At 60.0% G+C, this 24,498-nt stretch carries 20 protein-coding genes and 5 pseudogenes; 21 read left to right on the top strand and 4 right to left on the bottom strand.

All coding sequences use genetic code 11. From position 1 onward, the window contains the following. The first annotated feature begins 36 nt into the window (after window positions 1-36). The 7 genes and pseudogenes from C4S59_RS18730 (at window position 37) to C4S59_RS18700 (ending at window position 7,130) form a co-directional block, all read left to right on the top strand. Window positions 37-1,221, top strand: a pseudogene (locus C4S59_RS18730) (alpha-hydroxy acid oxidase). A gap of 101 nt (window positions 1,222-1,322) precedes the next feature. Next, window positions 1,323-2,261, top strand: coding sequence for a PDR/VanB family oxidoreductase (locus tag C4S59_RS18725; protein WP_027246169.1), 939 nt, complete (start codon window positions 1,323-1,325; stop codon window positions 2,259-2,261). After that, window positions 2,251-3,423, top strand: coding sequence for a Gfo/Idh/MocA family protein (locus C4S59_RS18720; protein WP_027246168.1), 1,173 nt, complete (start codon window positions 2,251-2,253; stop codon window positions 3,421-3,423). The genes C4S59_RS18725 and C4S59_RS18720 overlap by 11 nt, the downstream gene beginning before the upstream one ends. A gap of 11 nt (window positions 3,424-3,434) precedes the next feature. Further along, the gene (locus C4S59_RS18715) at window positions 3,435-4,427 is read left to right on the top strand and encodes an ABC transporter substrate-binding protein (RefSeq protein WP_027246167.1); all 993 of its coding nucleotides are present in this window, start codon (window positions 3,435-3,437) and stop codon (window positions 4,425-4,427) included. A gap of 14 nt (window positions 4,428-4,441) precedes the next feature. Next, window positions 4,442-4,882, top strand: coding sequence for a hypothetical protein (locus C4S59_RS18710; protein ID WP_008335528.1), 441 nt, complete (start codon window positions 4,442-4,444; stop codon window positions 4,880-4,882). Between the two features lie 51 nt (window positions 4,883-4,933). Beyond that, window positions 4,934-5,845, top strand: coding sequence for a DMT family transporter (locus C4S59_RS18705; protein ID WP_234994836.1), 912 nt, complete (start codon window positions 4,934-4,936; stop codon window positions 5,843-5,845). Window positions 5,846-6,029: 184 nt separating this feature from the next. Beyond that, window positions 6,030-7,130: pseudogene (locus C4S59_RS18700) on the top strand (IS3 family transposase). A gap of 37 nt (window positions 7,131-7,167) precedes the next feature. On the opposite strand, the pseudogene C4S59_RS18695 reads toward C4S59_RS18700, so the two are convergent. Then, window positions 7,168-7,269: pseudogene (locus C4S59_RS18695) on the bottom strand (transposase); the annotation flags it as partial. Window positions 7,270-7,561: 292 nt separating this feature from the next. Here C4S59_RS18695 and C4S59_RS19840 point away from each other — a divergent pair. The 4 genes and pseudogenes from C4S59_RS19840 to C4S59_RS18675 all read left to right on the top strand — a co-directional run bounded on the left by C4S59_RS19840 (window position 7,562) and on the right by C4S59_RS18675 (window position 10,687). Next, window positions 7,562-8,386 (top strand): universal stress protein, encoded by an 825-nt coding sequence (locus C4S59_RS19840; protein ID WP_234994835.1) that lies wholly within the window; start codon window positions 7,562-7,564, stop codon window positions 8,384-8,386. A gap of 268 nt (window positions 8,387-8,654) precedes the next feature. Beyond that, a pseudogene (locus C4S59_RS18685) lies at window positions 8,655-8,809 on the top strand (integrase core domain-containing protein); the annotation flags it as partial. A 68-nt stretch (window positions 8,810-8,877) separates the two neighbouring features. After that, window positions 8,878-9,967 (top strand): annotated as a pseudogene (locus C4S59_RS18680) (IS3 family transposase). 9 nt (window positions 9,968-9,976) lie between these two features. After that, window positions 9,977-10,687, top strand: coding sequence for an IS6 family transposase (locus tag C4S59_RS18675; RefSeq protein WP_008335478.1), 711 nt, complete (start codon window positions 9,977-9,979; stop codon window positions 10,685-10,687). Here C4S59_RS18675 and C4S59_RS18670 read toward each other — a convergent pair. The 3 genes from C4S59_RS18670 to C4S59_RS18660 form a co-directional block, all read right to left on the bottom strand. Next, window positions 10,663-11,271, bottom strand: a complete 609-nt coding sequence (locus C4S59_RS18670; RefSeq protein WP_234994834.1) for a PIN domain-containing protein — start codon at window positions 11,269-11,271, stop codon at window positions 10,663-10,665. The genes C4S59_RS18675 and C4S59_RS18670 overlap by 25 nt on opposite strands. After that, complete coding sequence (locus tag C4S59_RS18665) at window positions 11,268-11,732, bottom strand: excisionase family DNA-binding protein (RefSeq protein ID WP_007803221.1); 465 nt, start codon at window positions 11,730-11,732, stop codon at window positions 11,268-11,270. The genes C4S59_RS18670 and C4S59_RS18665 overlap by 4 nt, the downstream gene beginning before the upstream one ends. Window positions 11,733-11,881: 149 nt before the next feature. Next, window positions 11,882-12,949 carry a helix-turn-helix domain-containing protein gene (locus tag C4S59_RS18660; RefSeq protein WP_007803223.1) on the bottom strand — a complete coding sequence of 356 codons (1,068 nt, stop codon included), beginning with the start codon at window positions 12,947-12,949 and terminating at the stop codon, window positions 11,882-11,884. A 299-nt stretch (window positions 12,950-13,248) separates the two neighbouring features. On the opposite strand from C4S59_RS18660, the gene C4S59_RS18655 reads away from it, so the two are divergent. The 10 genes from C4S59_RS18655 (at window position 13,249) to C4S59_RS18610 (ending at window position 24,200) form a co-directional block, all read left to right on the top strand. Then, window positions 13,249-15,426, top strand: coding sequence for a ParB/RepB/Spo0J family partition protein (locus C4S59_RS18655; protein ID WP_093455102.1), 2,178 nt, complete (start codon window positions 13,249-13,251; stop codon window positions 15,424-15,426). A 126-nt stretch (window positions 15,427-15,552) separates the two neighbouring features. Continuing rightward, window positions 15,553-15,933 carry a DUF3768 domain-containing protein gene (locus tag C4S59_RS18650; protein ID WP_093455101.1) on the top strand — a complete coding sequence of 127 codons (381 nt, stop codon included), beginning with the start codon at window positions 15,553-15,555 and terminating at the stop codon, window positions 15,931-15,933. Between the two features lie 116 nt (window positions 15,934-16,049). Further along, window positions 16,050-16,346, top strand: coding sequence for a hypothetical protein (locus tag C4S59_RS18645; RefSeq protein ID WP_093455100.1), 297 nt, complete (start codon window positions 16,050-16,052; stop codon window positions 16,344-16,346). Window positions 16,347-16,425: 79 nt separating this feature from the next. Continuing rightward, window positions 16,426-16,809: a DUF6878 family protein gene (locus tag C4S59_RS18640; protein ID WP_103911894.1), complete on the top strand. Its 384-nt coding sequence runs from the start codon at window positions 16,426-16,428 to the stop codon at window positions 16,807-16,809. Window position 16,810: 1 nt separating this feature from the next. Further along, window positions 16,811-17,287 (top strand): DUF6915 family protein, encoded by a 477-nt coding sequence (locus tag C4S59_RS18635; protein ID WP_093455098.1) that lies wholly within the window; start codon window positions 16,811-16,813, stop codon window positions 17,285-17,287. Window positions 17,288-17,391: 104 nt separating this feature from the next. Next, window positions 17,392-18,039: a hypothetical protein gene (locus C4S59_RS18630; protein WP_093455097.1), complete on the top strand. Its 648-nt coding sequence runs from the start codon at window positions 17,392-17,394 to the stop codon at window positions 18,037-18,039. A gap of 50 nt (window positions 18,040-18,089) precedes the next feature. Beyond that, window positions 18,090-18,341: a type II toxin-antitoxin system ParD family antitoxin gene (locus C4S59_RS18625; RefSeq protein ID WP_036784147.1), complete on the top strand. Its 252-nt coding sequence runs from the start codon at window positions 18,090-18,092 to the stop codon at window positions 18,339-18,341. Next, window positions 18,334-18,633 (top strand): type II toxin-antitoxin system RelE/ParE family toxin, encoded by a 300-nt coding sequence (locus C4S59_RS18620; RefSeq protein WP_103911893.1) that lies wholly within the window; start codon window positions 18,334-18,336, stop codon window positions 18,631-18,633. The genes C4S59_RS18625 and C4S59_RS18620 overlap by 8 nt, the downstream gene beginning before the upstream one ends. 126 nt (window positions 18,634-18,759) lie before the next feature. Beyond that, entirely contained in the window at window positions 18,760-23,157 is a 4,398-nt protein-coding gene (locus tag C4S59_RS18615; RefSeq protein WP_093455095.1) for a strawberry notch-like NTP hydrolase domain-containing protein, read from the top strand. After that, on the top strand, window positions 23,154-24,200 hold the full coding sequence (locus C4S59_RS18610; protein ID WP_093455094.1) for a DUF7146 domain-containing protein: 1,047 nt from the start codon (window positions 23,154-23,156) through the stop codon (window positions 24,198-24,200). The genes C4S59_RS18615 and C4S59_RS18610 overlap by 4 nt, the downstream gene beginning before the upstream one ends. Window positions 24,201-24,498 lie beyond the last annotated feature (298 nt).

Below are 24,498 nucleotides of genomic sequence, written 5' to 3'. Positions count from 1 at the left end.
TGGCCATGTTGAAATTGGCAGGAGGCAGGAGGCCGGATGCGGCAAGAAGTAAACATCGAAGATTTTCGCACCCGAGCCAGGCGGAGTTTGCCCCGTGTGGTATTTGATTTTCTGGATGGTGGTGCCGAGAGCGAAATCACGCTGCACAGGAACCGTAGCGCATTTGATGATATCCGACTCAAGCCACGTATTCTCAAGGGTGGGGATGTCGATCTCTCTGTCACGCTGTTCGGTCAGAAGTATGCGGCGCCTTTCCAAATCGGACCAACCGGCCTGAACGGGCTTTATTGGCCAGAAGGGGACTTGCACCTTGCAGCCGCAGCAAAGCAGGCCGGGGTCGCATTTACGGTTTCGACAGCGTCAAACACGACTATGGAAGAAATCGCGTAGAAAAATAATTGGCCACTTTGGTTTCAGCTGTACCCATGGGGCAAAGAAGCATTTTCCAATGCATTGATCGAACGGGCGTCGGCTGCGGGCTACAGTGTTCTTGTAATCACTGTCGACTCGTTGGTGGGTGGCAAAAGAGAGAGGGATTTGCGGCATGGTTTCGCGCATGAAATCCGCATGAGCCCCTCTGTCGTATTGGACGGATTGTTGCATCCGAGATGGTTCAAATCCGTATGGCTGAGCCAACATAGGCCGCGACTGCAAAATCTGGCGGCCTTTTAGGGGGATGATGTCAGCGACAAGGCGCTTGCCGAATTTACGCGGGCGCAACGAAACCCGAATTTTTCCTGGGACGATGTAAGGCGTCTTCGGAAGCTGTGGCAGGAGCCACTTGTGATTAAGGGGATCATGTGTGCTGAGGATGCAATGGCCGCACAACGCGAAGGCGCTGATGGGGTGGTTGTTTCCAACCACGGTGGCAGGCAGCTTGATGGAGCTCCGGCGACGATTGAAATTCTTTCAGAGATTGTGTCCGTCTTGGACCAACATATGACAGTTTTGCTTGATGGTGGTGTTCGGCGCGGCAGTGATATCGTCAAGGCGCTTGCGTTGGGGGCGGACGCTGTGCTGCTGGGCAGGGCACCTCTTTACGGCCTGGCGGCGCGGGGGCGTGCGGGGGTTTCCAGCGCGCTTTCGATTCTCGAAGACGAGATGCGCAGGACCATGATTTTTACGGGATGTCATGGCGTTTCGGACCTGTCTGAAGCAGGGGTTGTCATGTCGGCCAAGGATATTGGCGGACGAGAAGACCGTTTAGGGCCAAATATGTGATTTCTAGACACAATTAGCGCGTGGCTGGGCGGTGCGTCCAGTTGACATCTTGAACTTAGCTATCTAATTATATTTCGGAAGCGAACGGACGGGAGGACCCCATGGAGCAGATCAAAATGCGCGTCGAAAAACGGCGCGATCTGACACCTACTATTGCAGAATTCACTTTGGCTCCGGTTGGCGGCGAGTCCCTGCCAGAGTTCAACCCAGGTGCACATATCACGATCGAGACACCATCGGGTGCTATGCGCCGATACTCTCTGGTAAATGATGGGAGCGACCCAAAAGAATATGTGGTCGCCATCAAGCGAGAGCCGCAGTCGCGCGGGGGGTCTGCCTCCATGCATGAGCAAGCTGTTGTCGGGACAGAGTTGAATATCGAGCACCCGGAAAACGATTTCCCGCTGACGGATGTGCAGAAATACCTCTTGATTGCCGGCGGTATCGGTATCACGCCAATCTATTCGATGGCGCGTTATCTGGATAAGAAAGGTAAGATGCTTCGGATCATTTACGTAAGCCGGAGCGCGGAAGAATCGGCCTATCTTGATGAGCTGATGAAAGATTTCGAAGGCCGGATCATCGTGCACCACGATGACGGCGATCCGAACGCTGTCTATGATTTCTGGGACGATCTGGTGACGCCGCGCGCGACCCATGTCTTCTGCTGCGGACCCAAACCGCTGATGGAAGAAATCAAAGCTTTCTCGGGTCACTGGCCCGAAGGCCGTGTCCACTTCGAGGATTTCAAGCCTGTTGATGTGGTTCGTCAGGATGACGTTGCTTTCGAAGTCGAGCTGAAGAAAAGCGGCCAAACGGTTACTGTTCCTGAGGATCGTTCTATCCTCGAAGCACTGCGTGATGCTGGCTTCGCAACAAGCAGTTCTTGCGAAAGTGGCACGTGCGGTACTTGTAAAACCCGCCTACTGGAAGGCGAGGCAGATCATCGTGATATGGTGCTGATGGAAGAAGAAAAAGGCAGCCAGATCATGATTTGCGTTTCGCGCGCCAAATCCGGGAGGCTGGTTCTTGACCTCTGATCCCGTTCGTCTTGGCGTGGCGGGGCTTGGGCGTGCTTTCATGCTCATGGTGCCTTCGTTTGATGCCGACACCCGTGTGAAGCTGACGGCTGCCGCCGCCCCAAGGGAGGAAAGCCGCGACGCATTCGAAAAAGAGTACGGTGGCACAGGGTATGCCACCGTCGAGGAATTGTGCGCAGACCCTGACGTTGAGGCCATTTACATTGCGACGCCGCACCAGATGCATGTGGATCATGTGTTAGCTGCGGCGCGCGCGGGCAAACATATCCTTGTCGAAAAGCCGTTGGCCGTTTCGATGGAGGATGCCGAAGTAATGGTGTCCGCAGCCAAGGAGGCTGGGGTGCATTTGATAGTTGGGCCGAGTCACAGTTTCGACCCGCCGGTTGAATTGGCCACGCAACTTATTTCCAGCGGAAAGTTCGGTCAGTTGCGCATGATCCAGGCCTTTAACTATACGGACTTCCTCTATCGTCCGCGTCGCCCGGAAGAGCTGCGAACCGAAGAGGGTGGGGGCGTGCTGTTCAGTCAGGCGATCCACCAGATTGATGTGGTTCGCAGGCTTGCCGGCGGCATGGCCGAAAAAATTTATGCCATGACGGGCGCATGGGATCCCAAGCGCCCGACCGAGGGCGCATTCACTGCACTGATGAATTTTGCCGGGGGGTGTGTCGCGAACATGACGTACTCGGGCTATGCGCATTTCGACAGTGATATCTGGATGAACAATGTCGGAGAGCTTGGACAGCGTAAATCAGAAGGGGCTTACGGTGGAGCAAGGCGTGCTTTGCTGGATCTCAACCCTGATGACGAGGTCCGGCTGAAAACTACACGAACATTCGGCAGCGGCACGACGATTGAGGCTGAACATAACGAACATTTCGGTCCGGTGATCGCGCTTTGTGACCGTGCCGATCTGCGACTGACCCCGGATGGGATAGAAGTGTTCGGTGACACCGAACGCGGCTTTATCGAAGCCAAATTCGGACCGGCACCACGCAGAACCGTTCTGGATGCGCTGGTGGATGCCGTGCGTCATAACAAGGCCCCCGACCAAACAGGGGAATGGGGGCTGGCAAGCCTGGAGGTTTGCCACGCGATCTTGCAATCCGCAGAGACCGGACAAGCGGTCGATCTTCAGCGGCAATGTAAAACAAATCACTAGGAGCCGACAGGATGAGCAATCTCAAACTTTCCCTTGCAATGGGTAACTATGACCGCACACGGGCAATCGTGGATGGGCGTGTTCAGATCGACGGAGTAGACCCGGTTCCGATGCTGTTGTCGCCGGAAGAAATGTTCTTTCGCGCGTTCCGCCACGAGGCTTTCGATATCAGCGAGATCTCGCTGTCGTCCTATTCGATTTCGGTTGCCCGAGGGAATCCGCATTATGTGGCAATCCCGGTCTTCCTGAGCCGTGCGTTCCGTCACACCTCTGTCTATATCCGCACGGACAAAGGGATTAACAAACCAGAAGACCTGAAGGGCAAACGTATCGGTATCGCCGAATATCAGCTTTCAGCTAACGTTTGGGTGCGTGGTATCCTGGAAGAGGAATATGGCGTTAAGCCCTCGGATATCATCTGGGTGCGCGGCGGCATGGACACACCCGGCCGGCCTGAAAAAATCAAGGTTCAGTTGCCCGATGACATTCGTATGGAGGAAGCCCCAGAAGGTAGCACGCTGAACAGCATGCTTGAAGCGGGTGAAATTGATGGCTTTATCGGGCCGCGCTGGCCGCGTTGCTTTGCTGAACGTCATCCGCATGTTGGGCGACTGTTCGCAGACAGCATTACAGCGGCGGAATATTACTTCGAGAAAACCAAAATCTTCCCGATCATGCACGTACTGGGCGTACGCCGGAGCCTGGCAGAAGAATACCCGTTCTTGCCCGCGGCATTGCTCAAGGCATTTACGCAGTCAAAACGGTTGGCCGAAGAGGCCCTTTCGGACACATCTGCCACCAAGGTGACGATGCCCTTCGTGGAGGACAATCTCAACCGTGTCCACGCGCTGATGGGGGATGACCCTTGGAGCTATGGCGTCAGTGGAAATGCGCATGTGCTCAACAAGTTTTTGGACTACCACGTAAGCCAGGGCTTGTCGCCGCGCCGTGTGGAGATCGAAGAGCTGTTCCATCCGTCGACCCTGGAAGCCTATAGCCTGTAAGAGGAATGCCGAGAATGGAAGATTATCAACCTGGCGACATTGTTGAGATCGAAACATCTGCTGGTTTGGCTTATGTGCAGCTTACGCATACGCATCCCAGCTATCCCCCGGTCGTGAAGTTCTTGAAAGGCCCATTCCAGAAACGGCCCGAAGCTGTAACCGTTCTGGCACGCGAGGCCTCGCCCATCGCGATGGTGCCTTTGAGTGGTGTTCTGAAAAAGCTCGGGCTGAAACACGCCCGGGTGGGTACGGTTGAAATTCCCCGTGCTGAAAGGGAGTTCCCAATTTTCAGAATGCCCATTCGGGATAAGAAGGGCGAGATCATTTACTGGTGGTTCTGGGATGGCAAGGGGCTGACATACACGACAGAGCTTATGCAGCAGCAGGAAAAGCTGCCCATGCGTGAAATCATGTCGGCAGAACGCTTCCTGGATCAGCTTGTCGCGGATGAATAGCGCCGCTCTTGTTGCCCGATTAGACCAATGACTGCTGGCTTTGGTGGTCTGATGGCCGCGTTTGGTGCGTTTTGTTATGCGCTTAGCTCGGTCGCAATTGCCAAAAGCTCTCAATCCGCCCAAGGGCGCGGGAATGATGTTCTGCTGTCAGTGTTGATGACAGGTTTCGTTTCCGGTGCCCTTTGGCTGGTTTGGGGGCCAGAGCTGCCTTCTGTTAGCCAGCCCGTACTGATCGGGGTGGCCTATTTTGTGCTGGCGGGTGTTCTGGGGAATGTGGTTGGCCGCCTGACGTTGTTTCGGTCGGTGGAGCTGGCTGGCGCGATCGAGACAGGCTTCATCCGGCGTCTGATTCCTGTTTTTGCAGCGATTTTCGCATTTCTCCTGCTTGGAGAGGTGATTACGACTTCTATTGTGATTGCGTTTATTCTGGTGACAGGTGGCGTGTTGATCATGATGACTCGCAAGTCCGCCAAGGCGGTATCGACCCTGGTCTCTACGGAACCTTCGCCACAGGACAGGACCAAGGGTCGGGTTTTGGCGCTTGGCTCTGCTGCGGGTTATGGTGGCTCCTTCGTAGCGCGCAAACTCGCGATGCAGACCTTGCCTGATCCGCTGGCCGGGGTGTTCATTGGTGCGTTGACGGGATTGGTATGGTTCGTTGGGTGGGGGCTTTTTCGATTGCGTGGCCGGGTAGGGCTTTCATGGAGGTTGCATAAGCCAAGCGGGTGGCAATTGCTGGCTGGTGGTGCGATGACAATCGGACAAGTCGCACTGTTTTTCTCGTTGATGTTCACCAGTGTGACCGTCGTTGCCATCATGTCATCTATCGAGATGTTCTTTGCAGCCTGGCTTGCTGGGCATATCTTCAAAACCGAAAGACGGCCTGGCCCCAGGTTCTACATTGCGGCTGCTCTGGCTGCGACGGGGGTCATCATCCTTGCGATTGCTCCGACGCTTGAGTGAACGCCGAGGGACGGTCAGCTATGTGAAAGGTTGCTGATCAGCTTGTCCATCGCCGCAAAGAAGACGGTAAGTTCGTCTTCGTCAAATCCCTGGGATGCTTGATTTGTTGCAAGGCGGGCCGCCTGCATTGATCCTCGCACACTGAAGTGGTCCGCCGTTATGTTTAGGAAAATGGAGGATCAGAATGGCTACGAAGAGACACAAGCCGGAAGAGAATGTCACGAAGCTGCGGCAGGTTGAAGTGCTTGTCGGGCAAGGCATGTCCCGGGTGGATGCGATCCGCAAGGTTCGCATTACAGAGCAGACTTATTATCGCTGGCGCAAGCAGTACGGGGGTATGGGAACCGACCGGCTCAGGGAACTGAAGCGCCTCCAGAAAGAGAACGAACGGTTGAGAAAACCCGTCTCGGATCTGACGTTGGACAAGCTGATCCTGGCGGAGGCGCCAAAGGAAAACTTCTGAGCCCCGCTCGCTGCCGTGCCTGCATCGATCACGTCCGCACCCGGTTCCATCTGTCAGAGAGACGCGCCTGCCGTGTCCTGGGGCAGCACCGATCCACACAGAGGAAAGTGCCGCATGGCCGTGCCGATGAGGAGCGTCTGGTCGCGGACATGATCGAACTGGCGCGGCAGTATGGCCGCTACGGCTATCGTCGGATCGCCGCTTTTCTGAGACATGCGGGCTGGGAGGCGAACGACAAGCGGGTCGAGCGCGTATGGCGGCGAGAGGGGCTGTAGGTGCCAATGAAGCAACCGAAGAAGGGACGGCTCTGGCTGAATGACGGATCCCGTGTCCGGCTGCGCCCTGAGTATCGCAACCACGTCTGGAGCTATGACTTTGTCCACTGCCGGACGCTCAACATCCTGGACGAGCATAGCCGGGAATGCCTAGCGATCAAGGTGAAGCGCAAGCTGAACTCGGATGACGTGATCGATGCCTTGAGCGACCTGTTCATCATGCGGGGTGTGCCGTCTTACATCCGGTCTGACAACGGCCCGGGGTTCGTGGCTCAGGCCGTTCAGGATTGGATCAGGGCCGCCGACGCCAAGACTGCCTACATCGCGCCCGGGTCACCTTGGGAGAACGGCTACTGCGAAAGCTTCAATGCCAGGTTCCGCGATGAACTGCTCACGGGAGAAGTCTTCTACGGCTTTCGGGAAGCGGAAATCCTGATCGAGCAATGGAGGAAACACTACAATACCAAACGACCACATAGTGCCTTGATATCGCCCACCCGCCCCGGAAACCATCGCTCTGATGGACCCGAGACCGGTCATGCACTAACAATCAAACCGGACCACGCAGGTGGGGCTGATCATGAACTGATCCCATGCTCTCGGCACACAACCGCCTTCGAAATGTCGCTCTCCTGCTTCTTCAGGATCGCGATGATCTGTTCTTCGTTGAACCGTGATCGCTTCATTCTTCCGTCTCCTTCGTTGGGACGGATTCTACCTCAAAACGGAGGAGGAAACGGGTCTCAGGTCAGACATTCCGTTCCTCGACGAGATTGAAGCGAACAAGAAAGGGTGATCAAGCATCCTGCACTCCTCATGAAGCGGAATGTAGGGCTTGTATCACCAGGGGACTGGGCAGCTTGCTTGCCCAGTCTTTTCTTTGTCGGGATGCAGGGCGTGTACTGTTCCTCATAAAATCATAGACTTCTAAGATTGTGATTGCTAGTTTGCCTATGAAGTTCGAATTGTGAGGATAAAATGAGCATCAAGAACATCCTTATTGCACATTCCGGTAGCGCAGGCTTCCCAAGCAGCGTTAAGCACGCGGCAAAAATCGCCGCAAAGCACGATGCATGGCTGACTTGTGTCTATGGGAACGCATCCTCGTATTTCGAGCATGTTCTTGGTTTGACAGAAGATCTTCTCGACAAGCTTGGCAGTGCAAGAAACGAGAAAATTGCAGCAGCACGTGATCTGTTCCAACAGGCGGCTGCCGAGGCAGGCCTTGCAGAGCGGTCCCGCTTTATTATGCCGAATGAGATTGGCAAAATGAACTTGCCAGAGCTGGCGCGAAATTTCGATTTTGTCGTTACCGGCTATCATTCCAACCTGCCAACAGATGAGTTTCGGGCCGTCAGCCCGGATATGATGTCATTGCAGAGCGGCCGACCCGTTCTTGTGGTTCCGAATGGATATTCTACGGATCAGCTTGCATCGCATGCACTTGTCGCATGGGACGGAAAGCGTTCTGCGGCCCGGGCGCTCAACGATGCAATGACGATCCTCGAGGAAAAGCGGCGTCGGGTGACAATACTAAGTGTTGGGTCTAGCTTTCCGAAAATGCCGGAGGGGGCGGATATCTTGACGCATCTGAAGCGTCATAATGTCGACGCAGAGCATGTTACCCGTCCAAAAAGCAAGGGCGGTATCGCCGAGGTTATTCAAGAGACGGCCAGAGAACTGGGCGCAAAGTTAATCGTGATGGGGGCGTACGAACATAGCAAGTTCTCTCAAGACCTTTTTGGTGGTGTCACGCATGAGGTAACGAGGACCAGTAAAGTTCCGGTTTTTATGTCTCACTAGTACCCTGGCGAGGTATTTTGAGGATTGGTGTCGCTTCCTGCCGGGAATAGTTGTCAAAACTTCGTGGCGGGGCATGGCAATATCAATCACCGCCAAAACGGGCTCGGCCTGTGCAATACTGTTACCGGCCATGGTCGGTCTGCCTTGCGGTGTAGTTTGTGCAAAACCACTGTAGGGACCTGAAACCCGGCTATGATCGCCTACTGCGCAATCTGTGGGCTCCGCAGGCAATCATAGCCTTCAATCAGCGCTGTTCCGAAGGTGTTACGGAACGGAGTTCACCAGCCGGGCCATCCTGAGATGGGCCGACCACAATGCCATTCCCTGCACTACATTGACCCCGGCAAGCCACGACAGAATGCGTTCATCAAGTCATTCAGCGGCAGCCTGCGTGACGAACTTCTGAATGAGGAGATATTCGACATGACCTGCCCCCCGCGAAATCCCTCACCGTGATGTAGAGTCTGCGCCAACTCTGAAGGAGCAGACACATGCGAAAGAGCCGTTTCACCGAGGCGCAAATCATTGGGATGATCAAAGAGCAGGAGGCCGGAATGCCGACGGTCGAGGTATGCCGCAGGCATGGCCTGAGCACCGCTACGTTCTACAAACTGAAGGCCAAGTATGGCGGGATGGAAGTGTCCGAGGCTGCAAGGCTGAAAGCGCTTGAGGATGAGAACGCCAAGCTCAAACGCCTGCTGGCGGACACCATGCTGGATAATGTCGTGTTGAAAGATCTTTTGGGAAAGAACTGACGACATTGATCAAGCGGTGAGAGGCAGCGCTCCGGGTGATGCGGGATCATGAGATCTCGCAGCGCCGGGCGTGTCGGCTGGTCGGTGTCGATCCCAAAACAGTTCGGCGTGAACGCCCGCCGGACTATGCCGAGATACGCAAGGAGATGCAGGAGATCGCCGGTAAGCGGCGCAGGTTCGGTTACCGCCGGATCGGCTTGCTGCTGGAGCGCAAGGGCATGACCATGAACCACAAGAGCTGTATCGCATCTACCGCGAGGAAGGGCTGTCCGTGAAAAGGCGGCGCGGTCGCAAGCGCGCACGTGGGACGAGGACGCCGATGCCGATCGCGGGACAACCCAATGCGCGGTGGTCCCTGGACTTCGTGTCCGACAGCTTCGGCACCTCGCGGAAGTTCCGGATTCTGGCGGTGATCGACGACTGCACGCGCGAGTGTTTGTGCCATGTAGCAGACACGAGCCTGTCCGGCGCACGGGGCGCCCGGGAGCTCAGCGCTCTGATCCGGATCTACGGTAAGCCCGGCTGCATTGTCAGTGACAATGGGACGGAGTTCACCAGTCGGGCCATGCTGAAGTGGGCAGATCAGAACGAGGTGCCGTGGCATTACATCGATCCGGGCAAGCCGCAGCAGAATGCGTTCATCGAAAGCTTTAACGGCAGCCTCAGGGACGAGCTGCTGAACGAGGAAATATTCGACACCCTGGAAGATGCGCGGCGTAAGCTGGCCCTCTGGCGCTACGACTACAATACGGTCAGACCACACTCGTCCCTGGCCAACCAGACACCGCGGCATTGCCAAGTTGATCACGGGGTTCCGTCGGGATAGGCGGTCATCATGAAAACCGTGCCGACAATTCGACGCCTGAAGGGCTTTCGTTTTCCCCGCGAGATCATCTCCTATGCCGTCTGGGCTTACCATCGGTTTGCGCTGAGCACGGCAGATGTCGAGGATCTGCTGGCCGAACGCGGCGTGATGGTCAGCCGGGAAACCGTCCGGAACTGGGTGAACCGGTTTGGCCGCCATTTCGCCGATTGCATCAAGCGCGACAGGCCGGGCGCCAGTGACAAATGGCACTTGGATGAAGTCGTTGTTCCGATCAATGGCGTGAAGTTCTGGCTTTGGCGGGCAGTCGACGCGAATGGGAATGTGCTCGACATTCTCGTGCAAAAGCAACGTAATGCAAAGGCCGCCAGCCGGTTCTTGAAGCGGCTGATCGACCGGTTTGGCGCGCCGCGGGTCGTGATCACCGACAAGCTGCGCAGTTACATCAGGCCGATCCGCAACCTCGTGGCGAATGCTGATCATCGGGCGCACAAGGGCTTGAACAACCGGATCGAAGGATCCCATCGGCCAACCCGCAAGCGAGAGAAACTCATGGGGCGGTTCAAGTCACCCGGACAGGCTCAGAGATTTCTGGACGCACATGACCAGATCAACATGTTCTTCCGTCCCCGCCGCTATCGTCTTACCGCCACATCGTACCGCCACGCCCGATCCGATGCCTTTGATCTTTGGAACGGCTACGCACTCGAGATGACCGCATGACGGGCGCGGAGCAGGCCGCATTCAGCCGGGTGCAAATAAGTTGGCAATGCCGTGGCGACCAACCCCTGCTGTGTCAGGATCGCGAGATACTCGTCGACGCTTTTGAGCGGATTCTTGAGGCGCGCGCGAACTTTCCGCAGCGCGGAACAGACCAGACCGGGCGCGAGAGACAGTTGGTTCCGGAAAAAGTCGTCAGGGTGTTGGGTCTCGATGCCAAAGGGCGCAAGTGCCGCTGGTGGGAAGTCCTTCAGGTTCTGCGTGACGATCGCGTCACAGCGCCCAACGATTGCCGCCGCCAGAACGTGCCGATCGTCAGGGTCCGGCAGTGTTAGGGCCGGCACCAATGCCTCGTAGCCGGTGACCAGACAGTCGCGTGTGGCCCTGTCCATCAAGTCGCGAGTTCGTTCCAGCGCGGCGCGCTCCCGATGAGGTTCATTGCGCAGAAGCGCATCAATCCACTCCCGATGGATATCGGCCGTCCACTTGGCCTTGAAAAGGTCTGTGACCGCCAACTGCATCAGTGCATCGCGCATCGGCGCGGGATAAAGGACGTTCGCATCGAACAGGACCGTGTACTGGCTCATTTCGAGCGGTAGCCCATGTCCTGCTCTTGAGCGTCGGCGGCCAGTTGATCGAGCGCAGCTTCACGCTCGGTATCGATCGCGGCCTTGTAGGACATCACGTCTTCCATGCGGACGCGGCGATGCTTGCCGACCTTCCGATGCGGTATGGCACCATCCTCGAGCAGCTTGATCAGGAACGGACGCGAGACGTTCAGAACCTCAGCGGCCTGTACGGTCGAGAGTTCGGCGTTCTCGGGGATGATGGTGACCCCCCGCCCCGCTGCCATCGCCTCGAGGATCTCCATGAGCAGCGATACGGCGCCCGCAGGAAGCTCGATCGGCTCCATCTGCTCGGAGTCCGTCACACGAAGTTTCAACGGCGCGCGCGCCTGGGCGAAGCGTGACAATGCCTGGCCAGAGACGCGCGCAATCGCTGCGTCCTGCGGCGTGGGCGGAAGATGTCGGTGTGCCAGCATGTTCATGGTGGTCTCCTCTCCGGTTTCTGTTCTCTACCACCATATATGAAATAAGTGCAACAAATGCATTAAGTGTTGGTGAGTTTCTGCGCGCCCTGCCGCGTGCTCGCGGTTATCGCTGCTGTCGAGTGAGCGGGTGAGACCCACGCTAACCTTCAGTTTGTCGCCTTCCACATCCTGAACCGCCCCTGTCCTGTCACCTCGCGGATCAGACCCCGCTCTTGCATCCATGCAAGGTTGCGCTGAACAGCGGCGCGACTGGCACTCGTCAGGGCCTGGGCCATTGGCGCAGAGACGAGCGGCCATTCGGTCAGCACTGCGCGCAAGGCCGGCGGCGTCCTGCCCGAGAGCAATGTCATTTCGGCTTCCGCCCGCGCCGACCATGCCTCGATATCGTCAAGGTGCCGCACCGCGGTCAGGCACGCGGCTTCCATCCCGTATAGCCAGCGTTCCAGACGTTCGAACGGTGAACCACCGGCTCGTAGTCCCCCTGCCCCGCCCATGGCCAGAGGCGTGAAGACTGCGCCTCTTCCATCGCTGGCCGCGATCCGCGCAGCTGCGACAGCCGCTTCCATACGGTCGTCGTGCTGCCCGAGCCCCGCGAGGCGCCAGAGGTGAAAGCCCGCGCAAGCGCGAGTGATCGGGTGCAGGTCCGTGGCCTGCCCCATCAGATCCAGCCAACCGCTCGCGCGATCCACGAACGGCTCGGTCTCATCACTGATGTTCTCGGGGTCGCGACGGTCGAGGAAGGCGGAAAGGTCCTGCTCCGGTCCCGGTCCACCCGTCAGTCGCCGAATCGCCCATCCGACTCGCGCCAGCGCCGCCGTGTCGTCCTGGACACCGGACAGGCGCAGCGAGATCCAGAGCGCCAGCCGGTCTTGGCTGATGCGGTCACCGGTGTGCCAGCTCAAATCTGCGGCCTCCATCAGCGCAAGCCGATGCCGCCATCCTTCCGGTCCGCGCTTCAACCGGTCGTCCAGCGCGCCGACGCGACCGGCCACACGGGCAAGACGCGCGGCCTGCCCGCCCTCTGCCTTCCGCCATTCGTCGAGGACCTCGGTTTCACGCGGTTCGGCCCGTGGTCCCGGCGGCAAATAGTCCGGCTCGTCGTCCATCGGACCGGGCAGAAACCACAGGTCGTCCTCAGACGCCTGTTCGACCTCCTCAGCATAAATGCCGAGCGCGTCGGATTCATCATACAATGCGGGGGTTCCAGGCCTCATATGCGCAAAATACAGCTATTTTGAGCTTTACCCAAGGGTTTTATCAGAGTGCGTTTGTACACCTTACATAGCACGCGCGCGCGATGGTCCGCGAGACCTCCCTGATCGCGCTCTGCGTATGGAAACCAAGGGCTTTCTGATGAACAGCGCCACAGAGCGCGCCCTTGCATTCATTTACAAACGGTCGATTGCTGACGTGTTTCGCAATTGCAAAGAGCCAGAGAAAGGGAAGCCCGTGTGCCGGGCTTGAAAGGAAAGAGAGAGCCTCTTCCGGGTCCGGCGCGACAAGGATCCTGACCATGGCCAAGACCAAAACCACGACGCGTTCGAAACCCGCCACCTCAAAGAAAACCGAAACCGCCGGATCGGCTGCGCCTGACGGCGCCGCCGACATCCGGATGATCCCGCTCGACCAGCTGGAGCCGAGCCAACTCAACGTCCGCAAAGTCGCCGCGAGCGCTAGCGACGACGCCGAACTCCTCGCCAGCATCCGCGAGACAGGCATCAAACAGAACCTAGTGGTTCATGCGCTGTCAGAGACACGTTTTGCTGTTGACGCCGGTGGCCGTCGCCTCAAATCGCTGAAACAGCTGGCCGAGGACGGTGTGATCCCCGCAGACCACCCGGTGCCCTGCCTCGTCGAGGACGAACGCAACGCCATCCTCACCTCCGCCACAGAAAACCTTCAGCGCGCAGCCATGCATCCGGCGGACCAGTTCGAAGCTTTCGACAAGATGATTGGCGAAGGGCGCAGCGAGGACGAAATTGCGCTGAAATTCGGTGTCTCCGTCGACCTGGTACGCCGTCGGCTGAAACTCGCCCGTGTCGCGCCCGAAATCATCGAGCGATTTCGCGCGGGGGATCTGACCCTCGAATGCGTGATGGCGTTTACGCTGACCGACGACCACGATCGGCAACTGGCGGTCTGGAACGCGGTGAAGGGCGGCTATCACATCCACCCGCAAAGCATCAAACGCCAACTGACCGAGACCGCGCATTCTGCGAACTCGGCCTTGGGGCGTTTCGTCGGCATCGAAGCCTATGAGGCGGCGGGAGGCGTTCTGCTGCGCGACCTCTTCGACGATCGCGCCAGCGCCCATATGGAAAACCCTGAGCTCCTCGAGCGTCTCGCCATCGAGAAGCTGCAGGCCGCGGCCAAACCCTTTGAAGGGACATGGAAATGGGTCGAGGTGCATCTCTCTGTGGATTACGGGGCGTTTCGCAGTTTCGGGCGTGTCTATCCGCAGGATATCGAACCCGATCCCGATCTGCTCGCCGAGGAAGAGCATCTCATCGCCCGCGAAGAGGAATTGGCGGCGCAGAATGACGGCGAGGATTGGACCGACGCCGAGACCGAAGAATACTACGCCATCGAGCCGCGTTTGCGCGAGATCGAAGCCCTGCAGCGCGAGCGGCAACCTTTCGCGGACGCAGATCGCGCCATTGCGGGCGTGGTTCTGACCATCGGTCATGACGGTGCGCTACGTGTCGAGAAAGGCCTGGTGCGGCCAGAAGATATCCCTGCTGCGGCCATGCCGGACGAAGATAGTGCTGATGCGGGTGATGCCTCCTCCCCCGCCCGCCCACATGTGACGCCGCCGACGTCCTCCACGCCAGTGCCGACCTCTGACCCCGCGGCCACGTTGCGCAAGGCGGACGGCATTTCGGCGAGCCTGGCGGATGATCTGCGTGCCACGCGCCAGCACATCCTCAGGGCGCATCTGGCGGCTGATTTCGAGGTGGCCTTCGATGCGATGCTCTACGCGCTCTGCGAACAGGCTTTGGGGCGGTCCTACGGCAACGAGGCACTCGACATCTCGATCCGGCCCTTCCAGGCGCAAGACCGCGAAGTGCTGCACGCGGACACCGTCGCCCAAAAAATGCTCGAGGCGCTGGAACAAGACCTCGCCACGGACTGGATGAAGCTTCAGAAACCCGAGGACTTCCGGACGATGTCGGCGTTGCCCATTGCGGACAAGCAGGCGCTTTTCGCCTGGGCGACGGGTCTCGCGGTCAAACCCCAGCTTTCCTCCGACAATCGTCCTTCCCCGATCATCGAGGAGATCGGCGCGCGGCTCGATGTTGATGTGGCTGCCTGCTGGCGCCCGACTGCCCAAAACTACTGGGGTCGGGTCAACAAGGGGCATGCGGTGGCCACGGCGCGCAAGCTGATCGGTGACGACTACGCCGAGGATCGCAATCGCGAACGCAAGGGCGATATCGCGGCCGCGATGGAGCGGGCGTTCGCAGAAGCGGCGAGCGAGACGGAAGGTTTCGACGCCGCGACGGTTGCAAAGACGACGCGGTGGCTGCCCGACGGGATGGTGTTTGCCGGTGCGACGGAGGCTGGTGCCGACACGGCAGGCGCTGCGCCGGAGACCGAGGAGGGAGATCTGTCCGCCGAAGATTCTCTGAGCGACGCTGAGAGCAATGAACCGTCGTCCTTGCCCGCCTTCCTGAGCGAGGATGCGGCCTGACGCGGCGAAAACCGATCCGATCATGACCTAAGCCTTGGGCCGTCCTCGCGCAGAGGGCGGCCCTTTCCCGCTGACGGGTTTCACGCAGCCGGTGTCTGATCGGCTGGCCCGTCCCGGAGAATTCTCATGACCACCACACTCGATATCGATCCCGTCAAGGAAACCGAATTGATCGCCGGGCAAAATGATGCCTTTCGTCGCTCCATTCTCAGGACCACCCCCGTCGCCGATGCGCCGCAGGGCCAGTTTGTCATGACCCGTGGTGTTGCAGCACTAGGGCCGGACGCCCAGCTCGCTCTCACCCGCCGCGTCGCTTCGTTTGACGCGTTCAACGCTGACAGTGACCCCCATGGTTGGCACGAGATGGGGGTCATCGACTTCGACGGGACCACGACCTGGTTCAAGCTCGATTTGTACGACGTCGACTATCAATATGGCTCTCCCGAGCCATCCGATCCCGCGCAAACCCGCCGCGTCCTGACCCTGCTTCTGCCGTCAGAATACTGACGCCCCTCTTCTTCAACATCACCTCGGATCGCCCTTGCACAAAGGGCGGTCCTTTCGCGCTGGCGGGTTTCCATGGGGCGCGATGGTCGCGTTCCGCCCGCCGCAGGAGACCAGAGATGGCCAAGACACTCGACTATCAGATCACCCTCTATCCCGCGCACCGCGACGGCGCCTTCGTCGTCACACAGTTCCAGATGATGGCGAATTACCCGGAAAAGCGCATCCAGGCCGCGGGCATGGACGACCTGATCGACCAAGTGACGCAGTTCGCGATGGAGCATGGCGAGAGCTGCAGTGCCTCAGTGCGCTGCCTCGCCCCGCGCAAACCGCCGGGGTTCAAGCGCGCGACTGAGAATCTGTATTTCAACCTGGTTGACCGGACGGGTGACGAACGCGGCGACGCCGCGGCTTGAAGCCCCCCGCAGGAAACCTCCTGGGCGATCTGATGCAAAGGTCGCCCTCCCCTTCCCTCAATTCCAAAGGATCGAAGACATGACACAAGTGAATGATTTTTACGCGCAGATGCTGGAAGCCCAGCAACGCGCCGCCGAACAGAGGGTTGTGACCCGCGTGGCCCTTCTCTCCGAACTGCGTGCCGTCGGCGTGACGAAGATCGAGGTGCAATACGAAGGCTACGGCGATTCCGGCAATATCGAAGATGTCGTCGTGACGCCAGACACGATCTCTCTCTCAGAAGAGTTGCGCCGCCGGGTCGAAGATTTCGGCTGGGACTTCGCCTATGCGCTCAGCCCCGGGTTCGAGAACAACGAAGGTGGCTATGGCGAACTGACCTGGGTGCTCGCGACTGACAACATCGATGTCAGTCATTCGAACCGCTACATCGCGACCAATACCACCGAACATGAGGGGCTTTGATATGGCACATCCCCTCCACCACGCCGAAAGCTCGGCCCGAAAGTTCGGAGGTGTTCCAGATGATTACCAATATGTGCACGATTGGTTCGACTCATCTAAGGAACACCTCGCACTTTTCACCCACCGAGCACATCGGCACCACACGCTCGGGATCTTCGAAGCTGAGCGTTTGTTTGGGCGAAGCCTGACCAACAGCGCGGGCCGGGTCGTGCCGATCCGCTGGATCGGCGAACAACATGTGCGCGAAGACTGCCAAGGGCGCATCCCGTCGCTGGCCGACTGGCTTGGACGCATCCAACCGGAACCGTGGATGGCCAACGGCCGGATCGACAACGACCCGACGCAGATCGGCAGCGATCCGCGCGCGGTCTGGAGCCACGCGGTGGCAAATCACCAGACCATTCTCGGCTTCGAGGAATGGCTGCTGAAGGTCTCGGTCGAACACGTTCAGCACCGCCAGAACCGCGCCGCCGCCTGATCCGACGGGCGGCAACCTCACCAACCAACTCATCACAACCAGATCGACTCGCCTGCGCCCAATCGGCCTGGCGAGTCGATTTCGTTCCAAGAAAGGACATCGACATGCACGACCCTGTCTATGAGGAGGCCTATCACGGCCACACCATCAAGATTTTCCATGACCCCGATCCCGAAAGCCCACGGGAGTGGTCGAACCTCGGCACGCTGATCTGCTGGCATCGGAGATACCGGCTGGGCGAAAGCCACCATTTCGCAAGCCCCGAGTCGTTTCTGCGCGATCTCGCGGGTGTCTCGGATCAGTGTGATCTCTCAATGGACCAGTTGCGCGAGCGCGCCGAGCGCAAGGCGATCCTTCTGCCGGTGTTTCTCTATGACCATTCCGGCCTCGCGATGAACACCATCGGGTTCCACTGCCCGTGGGATTCCGGCCAGGCCGGTTACGTCTATGTGTTGCTTGAGGCGGTTCGGAAGGAGTTCGATGTGAAGCGCGTCACCAAGGCACTGCGGGAAAAGGCAGCCGACATCCTGCGCGCTGAAATCGTCAGCTACGACGCCTATCTTGGCGGGCGGGTCTATGGCTATGTCATCGAGCGTGACGGCGAGGAGCTCGACGCCTGCTGGGGCTTCTTCGGCGACTATGAGCTGGACTGCCTGTCCGAGGCACGAGCGTTTGTAGACCATCTCGTTTTACAGGCGAGATCCAGAGCCGTCGCCGCCGAAGAACTGGGCGCAAGCCCACCTCCGAGTTGAAATGCGTGAAGTACTCATATATGTTATTCATGCGTATTTCGGAGGTGAACATGGCAAGCACAAGCGTCACACTGGGCCCCCATTGGGACGAATTCATTGCCCTGATGTTGAAGGAAGGGCGCTACGGGTCAACCAGCGAGTTGATCCGCGCCTCCTTGCGCCTGATGGAAGAACAGGAAGGTCAGCGGGCGCGGCTTCGCGTTGCGTTGATGGAGGGCAAGCAATCCGGCGACGCTGGTCCGCTCGATATGGATGCGATCAAGCGCGAGGCGCGGAGCCGCTCCGGCGCTTCTGATGCGTGACATCCATCTCTCTGAAGCGGCTAAATCCGATCTCGTCGATATCTGGGTCGAGACAGACCGACAGTGGGGCGCGGCGCAGGCGGACCGCTATCTCGACGACATCGAGCGTGCCCTGAAGGGGCTGATCGCCAATCCTCAAATGGGGTCGGACTGCTCCGATCTCCTGCAGGGTGCGCGTAAACTGATCACGGGCCGGCACCTCGTGTTCTATGAGGTGGACCCGGACAGGATATTTGTGATCCGGATCCTGCATCAATCGATGGACGTGCCTCGCCATCTGCGGCCGTCCTGACGCAGGGCAAATTCGCACCAGGGCTTTGCCATGAAAGAGCGAGAGACAGGGCGGGAGGGGTGACCCCTCCCGGGTGCGAGAGTGCGCGCGGGGCCTGGGGCCAACCCTCAACTCCGGAGATTGCCGATGAACGCTCACCCCCATTCCGTCCCGCTTGCATGTCTTTCAGAGGCCCCTGCCCTGCCCGAGGCTGCAGGCGTTGCTCAAAACCTGATGCAGGCTGCAAATGCCCTCGTCCCTTTGTTCGAGGCTGGCAAACCCATTGACGCCGCCGCTGTTCGCGCCGTGATGGAGGAGGCCTTCGGTGCCAGCGACACGAGCGGCGCCTGGGTTTGGAAGGACGCCTACGAGGCCGTCGAGGTTGCGCAAATCCTGATGCTCGCGCGCTATGGCGCGCTGATGCAGCGCCAGGCGGCCTCGCCGCAGGCCTTCCTCACCATGATCGAGCGGCTGGCCAGTCTGGCGCCCTCGCACACACGGCGTTCTGAAGATAGCGTCCGCCTGCAACAATTTTCGACCCCCCTGCCCCTTGCGGCGATTGTCGCGCAGGCGGCGGGGTTTCGCGAGGGCGACCTGGTGCTCGAGCCATCCGCTGGCACCGGCATGCTGGCGATCTTCGCCCGGACTGCAGGCGCGCGGCTTGTTCTCAATGAGCTTGCGGAAACGCGCCGTGCCTTGCTGGAACAATTGTTTCCGGATGCTGTTGTCTCGGATCACGATGCCGCCTCGATCGACGACCGTCTCGACCGCGCAATCACGCCCTCGGTCATCGTGATGAACCCGCCGTTTTCGGCTGCGAACCATGTCGAAGGTCGGTTTCGGCAGGCGACCAGTCAGCATGTTCTGTCCGCGCTGGCACGTCTTGCTCCGGGTGGGCGGCTTGTCATCATCACGGGCGAGAGCTTTCGGCCCTCCACCAAGAGTTTCCAGCCGACGTTTCAACGCATAGGCCAGAGCGCAGACGTGGTGTTTTCCGCCGCGATCGACGGCAAGGTCTTCGCGCGGCATGGGACCACGATCGACACGCGGCTGACGGTAATCGACAAGCGCGCGGCGGGCGAACGCGAGACCGCACCTGTCGAAATCGAGGCCGTCTATCATCCCATCTGCGCAACCACGGGCGATCTTCTCTCCGCAGTGCTCACCCATTGTCCCGCGCGCCGCAACCCCCCGCCCTGCCCTACCAGCGCGGCATTGTCTGTGCCGAACCGCCAGTCCCGCACCAACCTGTACGCTCTGCGTAACGCCGCCCGCAAGGAAACCCGCGCCCGCGCCGAGGAGCGCGCCCGGCATCCCTTTGATGATGTCGTGACGGCCCCGCTCGACTACCTGCCGAAAGCCTGGAGCGTACCGGGCGTCGCGCTGCAGGACACGGTTTACGAGACCTATAATCTTCAGGCGATGCGGATCGGCGGCGCAGCGGAGCACCCGACAGCACTTGTCCAATCCGCAGCCATGGCGTCTGTCCCGCCGCCCGTGCCGACCTATCGCCCAGTCTTGCCGAAGTCCCTTGTCGCTGACGGCCTCCTCTCCGCTCCGCAGCTCGAAAGCGTGATCTACGCGGGCAATGCACACGAGGCGCACCTGAAAGGCTGGTTCAAGCGCGGGGAGATCGAGGGTCAGCTTATGGCCGCGGCGGAGGGTGACGAAGGTGCCTTCCGTCTGCGCAAGGGCTGGTTCCTGGGCGATGGCACCGGCTGCGGCAAGGGGCGGCAGGTGGCGGGCATCATTCTCGACAACTGGCTCAAAGGGCGCCGCCGGGCCGTTTGGGTCTCGAAGAGCGACAAGCTCATCGAAGATGCGCGGCGCGACTGGATGGCCCTCGGGGGGCGTGAAAGCGATATCGTGCCGCTCTCGAAATTCCGCCAAGGGAGCGACATCCGCCTGCCCGAAGGCATCCTCTTCGTCACCTACGCCACGCTGCGCTCCGCCGAGCGGGAAGGCAAAGCCTCCCGTCTCGACCAGGTGACGTCCTGGCTCGGCGCAGGGTTCGACGGGGTCATCGCTTTTGATGAAAGCCACGCCATGGCCAATGCTGCTGGCGAAAAGTCCGACCGCGGCGACAAGAAGGCCTCACAGCAGGGCCTCGCTGGCCTCGCACTGCAAAACGCTGTGCCTGATGCACGCGTCCTCTATGTCTCGGCCACCGGGGCCACGGTCGTCGGCAATCTCGCCTATGCCTCCCGCCTCGGGCTCTGGGGCACTGGCGATTTCCCCTTCGTGACACGTGCAGAGTTTGTCGCCGCGATGGAGGCCGGGGGTATTGCCGCCATGGAGATGATCTCGCGCGACCTGAAGGCGCTCGGGCTATATCTGGCACGCTCGCTCTCCTACGCCGGGGTCGAATACGAGATGCTGGTGCACGACCTGACGCCCCCTCAGATCGCGATCTACGACAGCTATGCCGATGCCTACCAGATCATCCACACCAATCTTGAGGCCGCGCTTCAGGCGTCTGGCATCTCCTCCGAGACCGGCACGCTGAACGCCCAGGCAAAATCCGCCGCGCGTTCGGCCTTCGAGAGCAACAAACAGCGCTTCTTCAACCATCTCATCACCGCCATGAAATGCCCCTCGCTTATCCGCGCGATCGAGGCGGATCTGGCGGCGGGGCATTCTGCAGTGATTCAGGTCGTCTCGACCAGCGAAGCGGTGATGGAACGCCGTCTCGAGGAGATTCCGGCCTCGGACTGGGACGATCTGCAGGTCGATTTTACACCGCGTGAAAACATCATGGACTACCTGATGCACAGCTTCCCGACGCAGCTTTTCGAGCCCTACACCGACGAGAACGGCGATCTGCGGTCGCGCCCCGCCCTCGATGCTGACGGCAATCCCATCATCTGCCGCGAAGCGGAGCGGCGGCGGGACGATCTGATCGAGCACTTGGGTGCCCTCGCCCCGGTGCAGGGCGCGCTCGACCAGATCCTCTGGCATTTTGGCGGCGATGCGGTGGCCGAGGTCACGGGGCGCAAGCGGCGCATCGTGAAAACGCGCGAAGGGCGGCTCAAGGTCGAGAACCGCCCCGCCTCCTCCAACCTCGGCGAGACTCAGGCCTTTATGGATGACGCCAAACGCATCCTGATCTTCTCAGATGCAGGTGGCACCGGGCGCAGCTATCACGCCGACCTTGGGGCAAAGAACCAGCGCCTCCGGGTGCATTACCTGCTCGAGCCCGGTTGGAAGGCCGACAATGCCATCCAGGGGCTCGGGCGCACCAATCGCACCAATCAGGTGCAGCCGCCGCTGTTCCGGCCGGTGGCCACCAATGTGAAAGGCGAGAAGCGGTTCCTCTCCACCATCGCGCGCCGCCTCGACACGCTCGGGGCGATCACCAAGGGGCAACGCGAGACCGGCGGTCAGAACATGTTTCGCGCCGAGGACAACCTCGAAAGCCCTTACGCACGCGCGGCGCGGCGCCAGTTCTTCTACAAGCTGCGCGCGGGCAAGATTGACGCCTGCTCCTACGCCAAATTCCAGGAGATGACCGGGCTGACGCTCGATGACGCGGACGGCACGATGAAGGAAACCCTGCCGCCGATCCAGCAGTTCCTGAACCGCTGCCTTGCTCTGAGGATTGACGTGCAAGACGCAATTTTCGAGGCCTTCGGCGGGTTCCTCTCGGCGATCATCGAAGACGCGCGGCAGGCGGGCACGCTGGATGTCGGCCTCGAGACCCTGCGCGCGGAGAAGTTCGAGATCGTCGATCGCAAGGTCATCTTCGAGCATGAGGCGACGGGGGCGACGGCCACTGCGCTGACCGTGGAGCGCACAGACCGCAACGATCCTCTCGCCCTGCCCCGGGTCAAATCGATCTGCGCAAACACAGAGGGCGCGACGCTCTGCTGGAACACGACCTCCAAACGCGCGGCGCTGATGGTGAAGGCGCCCGCCTTCATGGACGAAGACGGTGTGCCGATCCTGCGGGTGAAACTGCTGCGGCCCATGGGAACCGAGATCCTCGCGGCCAGCGAATTTTCGACCTCGCATTGGGAGGAGATTGATGACTCGATGTTCGAACATCTCTGGCAGACCGAAGTCGCCGCCGTGCCGGAGTTCACCACCTCGAAGATCACGCTGATCTGCGGGCTGCTCCTGCCGATCTGGGATCGGCTGCCCGCTGACAACATGCGCATCTATCGCCTGCAGACCGAGGATGGGGAACGCGCCATCGGCCGTCTGGTCAGCCAGGATCAGCTTCTCAATGTCTACGCGCGCCTCGGTCTCGATTGTCAGATCGAGATGGCACCGCAGGAGGTGTTCGGCGCGGTGATGGACGCAAAGACGACCCTCAGCTTGCTCGGCGGTTACCAGTTGCGCCGGTCGCTCGTGATGGGGCAGCCGAGATGTGAGCTGATCGGCGCGTCCGGTGCGGCCCTGCCCGGTTTGAAGGCTTTGGGCTGCTTCACCGAGGTGATCCAGTGGAAGACGCGGGTGTTCATCCCGGTGGACGGCATTGACGTGCTGGCGCGCGTGCTCGGCGAGCATCCGGTTGGCGCAAACGCTGCGAATGCCGCCGCATGAACGCGCGGCGCAGCATCGCAGACCTCTCGGCCGATCTGGCAGATCGGGCCGAGAGCTTCTGCCGCCAGTATTTCCCCGAGGGGCGCAAGCAGGGCAACTATTGGCAGGTTGGCGATACCTCGGGGGCCAAAGGTCAAAGCCTCGCCATCCGGCTGCAAGCTCAAGGTGGGCGCAAGGCCGGATCCTGGGCCGACTTTGCGACGGGGCAATATGGCGATCTGATAGACCTGCTGCAGGAACGGCTTGGTTCGGTCACGCTCAAGGAAACGCTGAGGGAGGCGCAGTCCTTTCTCGGCGAGGCCCCCTGCGCTGCCGTACCTCGTGAAACCCGAAAGGCTGAGCGCCCGGATGCAGCCTCCAGCAAACGCATCGCGCGGGCGCGGAAGCTCTTTGCCGCAGGCAAGCCGGTCCTCGGCACTCTGGCGGCCACCTATTTGCAGGGGCGCGGGATCTCGCGCTTCGGTCCAGCGCTCCGCTATCACCCGCAGGTCTTCCTGCGCCACGGCGAGGACGGGCCTGATCCGCCGCACAGAGCCCCTGCCCTGCTGGCGAAGATCACGGACAATCGGGGCCAGATCACTGGCTGCGCGCGCACCTATCTCGACCCCTCCACCGGCGGTCTGGCCGCGATCGAGAACCCGAAGCGGATCCTTGGGCAGCTTCATGGCCATGCCATCCGCTTCTGGTCTGGCACCGGGCGCACTGATCTCATCGTCGGCGAAGGTCTCGAGAACACCCTTTCGGTTGGCACGGCTCTGCTTGAGTTCGACCTCGCGTCTTGTCTCACCGCCACCCATCTCGGCCTCTTCATCCCGCCGCCGGGGATCAAGCGTATCTGGATCGCGCGGGACAATGATGAAGCAGGACGCAATGCATCAAAGAGATTGCGTAACCAACTGGAATCGCGAGGAATTGCCTGTGGTGATCTCGTGCCGGCAATGGGCGATTTCAACGACGATCTGCGGGCACTTGGCAAGGATGCGCTGCGCCGGTCCCTTTTAGAGGCCATGAAAGCGCAAGGTCTGGAGATTGGGGGCGGATGACCGCCTGCCTACCCATTGATGTCCGACAGGGCAAAGGTTCCGCCGGTTCGATCTGATCCCGTTTGGACAAGGGGAGCGATGGACCAGCGGGTCGGGGCTGAGTGCCCCTCGCCCGGGCAGCAATGCGCCCGCTACCCGGAAAATTCCCCTCCCCTTTCAGGGCATTCCTCGCGGGACCAATTTTCCGGTCCGGGTCACATTCTCCGCTTCGCTCCGATCCTGACGGATGCGGCCCGGTCGCCGCCGGTCCTGACATCGCCCCATCCAAATCGGGTCAGATCAAACAGAGGAACCAGAC

Origin of the sequence: Thalassococcus halodurans, assembly GCF_900108225.1 — a bacterium.
GTDB classification, from domain to species: domain Bacteria; phylum Pseudomonadota; class Alphaproteobacteria; order Rhodobacterales; family Rhodobacteraceae; genus Thalassococcus; species Thalassococcus halodurans.
Note: the sequence above shows the minus strand (reverse complement) of the source record. Positions and strands in the feature narration are given on the sequence as shown.